At 60.3% G+C, this 7,350-nt stretch carries 4 protein-coding genes; all 4 read right to left on the bottom strand.

The window, feature by feature from the left end; genetic code table 11:
• Positions 1-111: 111 nt before the first annotated feature.
• Complete coding sequence (locus NW819_RS07465; protein WP_414413370.1) at positions 112-2,703, bottom strand: DUF3536 domain-containing protein; 2,592 nt, start codon at positions 2,701-2,703, stop codon at positions 112-114.
• Positions 2,704-2,998: 295 nt separating this feature from the next.
• Positions 2,999-4,021, bottom strand: coding sequence for a phospho-N-acetylmuramoyl-pentapeptide-transferase (mraY, locus tag NW819_RS07460; protein ID WP_414413371.1), 1,023 nt, complete (start codon positions 4,019-4,021; stop codon positions 2,999-3,001).
• Positions 4,022-4,194: 173 nt separating this feature from the next.
• Positions 4,195-6,570, bottom strand: coding sequence for a phosphoketolase (locus NW819_RS07455; RefSeq protein WP_414329861.1), 2,376 nt, complete (start codon positions 6,568-6,570; stop codon positions 4,195-4,197).
• A gap of 111 nt (positions 6,571-6,681) precedes the next feature.
• The coding region (locus tag NW819_RS07450) for a pentapeptide repeat-containing protein (protein WP_414413369.1) at positions 6,682-7,350 on the bottom strand (669 nt) is incomplete at its 5' end.

The following is a 7,350-nucleotide window of genomic DNA, read 5'->3' as shown; positions in this document are numbered from 1 at the left end:
TGTAGCGCAGCTTGGTAGCGCACTTCGTTCGGGACGAAGGGGTCGCAGGTTCGAATCCTGTCATCCCGATGGCTTTAAAGTTCACTGAGCTCTCAACTTAATCTTGGGGGTTTAATTTTGGGGGTGTAGGTGACGCAGCCAGGCATTGACGTTGACCCGAATCCGCTGCCCAATCTGTAAGAGGCGGTGCAGGTTTTCGGCAGAAATGTCTCGGCAGTCTTCTTGGGGCCAAGCTGGGCAACGCGGGCCAATTTGACGCTCCAGCGCTGTCAGATAGAGCTCTTGCAGGCGATCCAAGTTGATGGGCAGGCGCAGGTCTGCAGCCAATTGCAGCCATTCTTCCAGGTTGTAGAGCTGTTCGCCGAAGGTCTCCGGCTCAAAAGCGTGGGCAAGGTGCCACATCCCCCGCTGTAGGAGCCGATCCAGAACCCGGGCTGCCTCTTCCCGCCGCAACTGACACCCCAACTGCTCGGCCTCGCGCACAATTGCCCGCAGTTCCAGCAGGTGATCCCGCTTGCCCTCTTCCATTTCCATCGCCCGCAAACTGGTCAACAGGCGTTGGTTGAGGGTGATCTGAGCGGCAGCCAACAACTCTTCCGGGATCGGCAGGCCGTCGGCCCGAAAGGCCATCAAGACCCCGTAATTGTCCAGGTAGGTTTGGCGGTAGAGCTGGGCCAGGCGGTCTAGGGTATCTTGAGTGAGCCAGCGCATCATCTGCTGCCGATCTTCGTCGTCGAGGGCGTTCAAGTCGAAGGTTTCCGGCCCAAACAGATCTTGCAGGGTCAGGATCATCTGTATCCGACTGTGGGATCCGGCCAGCAGCCGCGCTTTTATCTGCTCGTAGATGCGCCGCCCGGCAAACGGCTTGACGCCACATTGAAAGTCCCAGCCGCCGAGATGGAGCATGGCGTAGATCAGGTCGTGCTCTTCGCGGGTGGTGGGAAAGGAGAGCTTCACCCGCCCGATGGCCAGCGTCGATCCTCCTATCGTCAGGCGCTCTTGATCCACTTGATCCAGCACATATCCTTGGGAACGGGGGATCCCGTTAAACAGGGAAAACATGGCGTGCTGAGCCACCAGCCGTTGCGGGCTGATCAAGCTGGGGCGCACCAAGGCGCAATAGACCCCCTTGCCGTCTCTGTAGAGGTCGAGGTTGCTGGGGGCCTTGCTCAGGCGCTGCAAAAACTCCTCTTCTAGGTTGACATCCGCCACTGCTGCTGCCAACTGGATAGCCCGTGCCGCGTAACGCAGGATCTGCACCCCTTCAGGACGGGATAGCTCCTCGAAAAACCAGCCACAACTGGTGAACATCAACTGGCTGTAGCGCTGCATCTCCAACAGGCGCAGCACTTGCACCCGATCTTCGGCGGTGAGGCGGTGGCTTTGGTGCTCCTGCAAAAAGGCATCACAGCGCTCCCGATCCAAAATCACCTCGATGTAACGATCCCGCGCCAGCCAGGGATCCCGCAGGTAGGCTCTGGCCTCCGTCTCGTAGATCTCGGCCAGCTGATCCCGCAGCCAGTTGAGGGCCTCCCGCAGCGGTTGCCGCCAGCGTTGGTGCCACCCTCCCACCGCTCCGCAGCCACAGTCTCGCGACCACCGTCCTACCCCGTGGGCGCAGCTCCAGGCGGTGACCGGTTTCAGTTGCACCTCCCAAGTGGGGGGATGTTGGCTGAGAAAATGGCTGTAGTTGCCCACCTGCCAGCCCCGGCGGGGAAATTCCTCGCAAAAGGCATAGGCCAGCGTGCGTTCTACACCCCGCTTGTGGTGGCCAAAAGTCTCGCCATCGGTGGCACAGTTGATCAGATAGGCTTCCCCCTCTTTGTCCGGGCGCAGAGCGGAACGGATCCGCTCCGCCAGAGAGTGGGTGCTGTAGACGATATCCCCAAAGCCCAAGTCACGGGAAATGGGGCCATCGAAAAAGAAAATATCCAAGTACCCCTCCCGATCGGGGGTAAAGCAGCGGTAGGGCCGACGGGGATCGATCTGGCCTTGGCTGACATCGATCCACTCCGTTTGTCCCAAGGGGCGAATGCGCTGCGCTTGGCTGGGGGCCAAAATGACGAAGCGGATCCCACATTCGACCAAGGCTGTGACCGTTGCTGCATCAATGGCGGTTTCGGCCAGCCACATGCCCTGGGGATGGCGCCCGAAGCGGTGTTGGAAATCGGCAATTCCCCAGCGGATCTGGGTGTACTTGTCTCGCTCGTTGGCCAGGGGCAGGATGACGTGGTTGTAGACTTGGGCGATGGCATTGCCATGACCCTCCAGCCGCTCAGCGCTGAGACGGTCGCCGGCCAAAATGCGTTGGTAAACTTCAATGTCATGCTCCTCTAGCCAAGAGAGGAGAGTAGGGCCGAAGTTAAAGCTCAAGAATTCATAGTTGTTGACAATGCGCACCACCCGTCCTTGGTCGTCCAGAACGCGGGCAAAGGCGTTGGGGCGGTAACATTCCGCCCAAATGCGCTCGTTCCAGTCGTGAAAGGGGCTGGCGCTCGGCTGTCGCTGAATGCGGTTGAGGCAGGGATCCTCTCGGGGCGGCTGATAGAAATGGCCGTGCAACACCACGTACGGCCGCGCAGAGGAAAGCTCAGCAGCACCTGCCGGAGAAGGAGCCGCTTGCATCGGCGGGTCGGAGACCAAATCGCTGTGCCCTGACTGTGCCGCTGGCCTATCGGAATTTTTGGAGCCACTCGGCATCATGAGATTACACTCCTTTTAGAGGCCTCCAACTGGGTTACAGGGGAAGGCAATGTTAACTTAAGTTCATATCCATACGTTACAGCGATCCCCGATCTGCAACGGTGAATGTAAAAGATTCAGTTGGAAATTTGACAGGGAACAAACATCGGTCAGTAATCTTTGCGTTTTCCTCACAACAGAAGGGATCCCGGGACTTAGCGGGTGGGGGCCGATCTGCTGGTGGCCATTTCCCACGCCGAACAACCCGTTTGAGGTCAGGCCCCCATTGGAATCCCGGTGGATCCCCAGCTCGAACTCACATTCCGGTCCAGTGCCACCAGGCCCAGCCCAGCCCCACCAGCAGCGCCGTTATCCCATAGAGGGATCCCACCACCTGCACCTCCGACCAGCCCCCCAGCTCCAGATGGTGGTGCAAGGGCGACATGCGCAACAGCCGTCTGCCTGTGCCGGTTTTGCGTTTGGTGTATTGGAAGTAGCCCACCTGCAGCATCACCGACAGCGCCTCTGCCACCAGCACTCCCCCCATCAGGGCCAAGGCCCAGAGCTGATCCCCCAGCAGCGCCAACCCGGCCAGAGCGCCCCCCAACCCCAGGGATCCGGTATCGCCCATGAACAGCCGCGCCCGGTGGTGGTTGTGAACCAGGAACCCCAAGCAGGCACCGCTCAGGGTGAAAGCCAACACCGATAGCTCTGGATCCCTGGGAAGGAGCCCCAGCCCAATCAGCAGGATGGCCACCACCCCTGCCGCCAAGCCGTCCATACCATCGGTGAGGTTTACGGCATTATTGGTGCCCACCAACACAAACAGGGCCAAGGGCCAGAACAGCCAGCCCAGAGAGAGGGTGCCTATCCCCGGCAAGGTCAGACTGGTCGGGATCCCCTGCCAGGCCAGGTAGACACAAAACCCAAGGGCAACTCCCACCTGGAGCAACAGCTTGTGTTGGGGAGACAACCCCTTGTTGGATTGCTGTCGGATCACCAGCCAATCGTCCAGCCAGCCGACAAAACCGTAGGCCAGCGTGAGCAGCGCGACGGCCAGCCAATGGGGATCCCAGCCGCTCCAGATCCCGGCCACCAGTAGCCCCACGGGCAAAAAGCTGATCCCGCCCATGGTGGGTGTGCCTGCTTTTTTCTGGTGGGATTGGGGCCCCTCCTGGCGGATCACTTGCCCCGCCTTCCAGCGCCGCAACCCGGGGATGAGCAGGGATCCCAGCAGGGCCGAACCCAACGCGCTCAATCCAAAAGGAACGACCACCTGGGGGCGGATCCCAATCACAAGGGTCGAGAGGGCCAAACCCAGCCCCAGCGAGAGCGCCATCCCGCCCCACTCTGTTTCTTCCACCTCCAGATCGGGAAGTGTATCCGCATCCACCCTTTCTGAACCCCTCACACCCTCAACCTCTAGACTTCAGAAAACTCCGGCAGGCAGAGCCCAAGAAAACTCTATCCTGCCAGAGCTCAGAGGCGAAAGTTAGTTGAGTGGGGATCCCTTCAATAGGGCCACTTCCAGTTGCGCACCTCCGGCAGATCTTCCCCGTGTTTGCAGATGTACTGCTTGTGCTCCACCAGCTTGTCCCGGATAAGCTGCTGGACGTGATCCCGCCGGTACTTGAAGCGATCCACCCGCTCCAAGACGTCGTTGGCCAAGTTAAAGCGATCCACCTGGTTGAGAACGCACATGTCGAAGGGGGTGGTGGTGGTGCCTTCCTCCTTGTAGCCGCGCACGTGCAGGTTGTGGTGGTTGGGACGGCGGTAGGTGAGGCGGTGGATGAGCCAAGGATAGCCGTGGAAGGCAAACACGATGGGCTTGTCGGGGGTGAAGATACTGACAAACTCCTTGTCGCTAATGCCGTGGGGGTGTTCGCTGGGCGGCTGCAGCTTCATTAGGTTCACCACGTTCACCACCCGGATCTTGATCTCCGGCAGGTGCTGCCGCAAAAAGTCCACCGCCGCCAGGGTTTCCATGGTGGGCACATCGCCACAGCAGGCCATCACCACATCCGGCTCTGAACCCTGATCATTGCTGGCCCATTCCCAGATTCCCAAGCCCTGGGTGCAGTGTTTGATGGCCGCATCCATGTCCAGGTACTGCAGGGCCGGCTGTTTGCCCGCCACGATCACATTCACGTAGTGGCGGCTGCGCAGGCAGTGGTCGGCCACCGAGAGCAGAGTATTGGTATCCGGGGGCAGGTAGACGCGGATGATTTCGGCCTTTTTGTTGACCACGTGATCCAAAAAGCCGGGATCCTGATGGCTAAAGCCGTTGTGATCCTGCCGCCACACGTGGGAAGTCAGCAGGTAGTTGAGGGAAGGGATGGGCCGCCGCCAAGGAATGTGCCGGGTGGTTTTCAGCCACTTGGCGTGTTGGTTGAACATCGAGTCCACCAGGTGGATAAAGGCTTCGTAACAGGAGAAGAACCCGTGTCGCCCGGTCAGCAGATAGCCTTCTAGCCAGCCCTGACAGACGTGCTCGCTGAGGATCTCCATCACCCGTCCATCGGGGGAGAGGTGCTCGTCGCAATCGTAGATGGGAGCTACCCAGGTGCGGTCACTGGCCTCAAACACAGCATCCAAGCGGTTGGAAGCCGTCTCGTCGGGGCCAAAGAGGCGGAAGTTGTGGGGGTTGAGCTTCATCACATCCCGCAAAAATTGCCCCAGAACTCGGGTGGCTTCGGCTTCGGTGGTGCCGGGGCGGGGGACAGGCACGGCGTAGCGACGGAAATCCGGCATTTTCAGCTCCCGCGTCAGCAGGCCGCCGTTGGCGTGGGGCAAAGCCCCCATGCGTTTTTCCCCTTTGGGGGCCAGCTCTTGCAGCTCCGGCAGCAGACGGCCATTTTCATCGAAGAGTTCTTCCGGCTTGTAGCTGCGCATCCAGTCCTCCAGAGCCTTGAGGTGCTCCGGTTTTTTGGCCAGATCCGCCAGGGGCACTTGGTGGGAGCGCCAGAAATCTTCCACCTTTTTGCCGTCCACCTCTTTGGGGCCGGTCCAGCCTTTGGGGGTGCGCAGGATGATCATCGGCCACTGGGGACGAGTGGGATCCCCTTTGCTGCGGGCATGCTGCTGGATTTCTTGGATCTCGTGGATCACCGTGTCCAAAGTGGCGGCCATCAACTGGTGCATCTCTGCCGGCTCGCAGCCTTCTACGAAGTAGGGTTTGTAGCCGTAGCCCACAAACAGATTTTGCAGCTCGTCACGGCTGAGGCGGGCCAAAACGGTGGGATTGGCGATCTTGTAGCCGTTCAGGTGCAGAATCGGCAGCACTGCTCCGTCGTGGATGGGGTTGAGGAACTTGTTGGAATGCCAGGAAGCGGCCAAGGGCCCAGTTTCCGCCTCTCCATCCCCCACCACACAGGCCACCAGCAGATCGGGGTTATCAAAGGCAGCCCCAAAGGCGTGGGCCAGGGCATAGCCCAGTTCTCCCCCCTCGTGGATGGAGCCAGGGGTTTCCGGAGCCACGTGGCTGGGCACGCCGCCGGGGAAGGAGAATTGCTTGAAGAGCTTGCGCATGCCTTCGGCGTCTTGGCCGATGTTGGGATACACCTCGCTGTAGGTGCCTTCCAAGTAGGTGTTGGCCACCAGAGCAGGGCCACCGTGGCCGGGGCCGGTGATGTAGAGGATGTTGAGGTTTTCCCGTTTGATGATGCGGTTGAGATGCACGTAGATGAAGTTCAACCCGGGTGTGGTGCCCCAGTGCCCCAGCAGGCGCGGCTTCACGTGTTCCAGTTTCAGGGGTTCTCGCAGCAGCGGGTTATCCATCAAATAGATTTGCCCGACCGACAGATAGTTGGCGGCCCGCCAGTAGGCATCCATTTTGCGAAGCTCGTCGGCGGTGAGCGGTTTTGTCGAGAGCTGTTCTGCCAGAACCATAGCTGTACTCCATAGGTATCTCTACTCCTATGGTGATCCGGGTTTGCCCAATTGCCGGGGGATCTTGGGATTCCTTTGGATTTGGCTCATTGGGTGAGCGGTAGGCACCTGTTACCACCACCAGGGCTTGATCGGGGTGCCGTCGGGAAAGATCAGGCCGGCAATCCGGGATCCGCTGTGCTTTAACCCTTCGATCTGAGCTCCTTCCAGGTTGGCTTGGGTTAGGTTGGCCCCGCTGACATCGGCCCGCCGCAGGTTAGCCCCCTGAAACTGGGCCTGACGCAGCTCGGCACCGCTGAGATTGGCCCCTTCCAGGTCGGCATTGGACAGCTTGGCCCCCCGCAAGTCCGCCCGCTGTAGGTTGGCTCCCCCCAAATCTGCTCCCTCTAGGTTGGATCCACGCAGATCCGCCCGGTTCAGATCCGCTCCCCTCAGCCGGATCTGACAGAGCACCAGTTCCCGCAGATCGGCTTTGCTCAGGTCTTGGCCGGAGAAATCCTGTCCCTGTCCCCCCCAATTCTGCAACTGCCAGATGTGGCGCACCCGTTCTTCTAGGTGGGTCTCTTCCGAAAGCCGGGATCCCCGCAGGCTGGTGCCGCTAACTTTTACCCCCCTCAGGTCGGATCCCCGCAGGTCGGCTCCCTGTAAGTCGGCTCCGCTCAGCTTGGCCCCTTGCAAATCCGCTTGGCGCAAATCCGTTTGCCGCAGCCGGGCGCCGTTGAAGTTGCAAAAGCGCAAGTTGGCCCGCCTCAGGTTGGCCTCCCACAGGTTGATCCCCCC

Origin of the sequence: Synechococcus sp. R8-2 (genome assembly GCF_047461715.1) — a bacterium.
Lineage (GTDB): Bacteria > Cyanobacteriota > Cyanobacteriia > Thermostichales > Thermostichaceae > Thermostichus.
Note: the sequence above shows the minus strand (reverse complement) of the source record. Positions and strands in the feature narration are given on the sequence as shown.

Excerpts from the sequence above, each read along its gene's own strand:
- NW819_RS07455 (WP_414329861.1), bottom strand. The coding sequence starts at position 6,570 with ATGGTTCTGGCAGAACAGCTCTCGACAAAACCGCTCACCGCCGACGAG.
- mraY (WP_414413371.1), bottom strand. The coding sequence starts at position 4,021 with ATGGCGCTCTCGCTGGGGCTGGGTTTGGCCCTCTCGACCCTTGTGATT.
- NW819_RS07465 (WP_414413370.1), bottom strand. The coding sequence starts at position 2,703 with ATGATGCCGAGTGGCTCCAAAAATTCCGATAGGCCAGCGGCACAGTCA.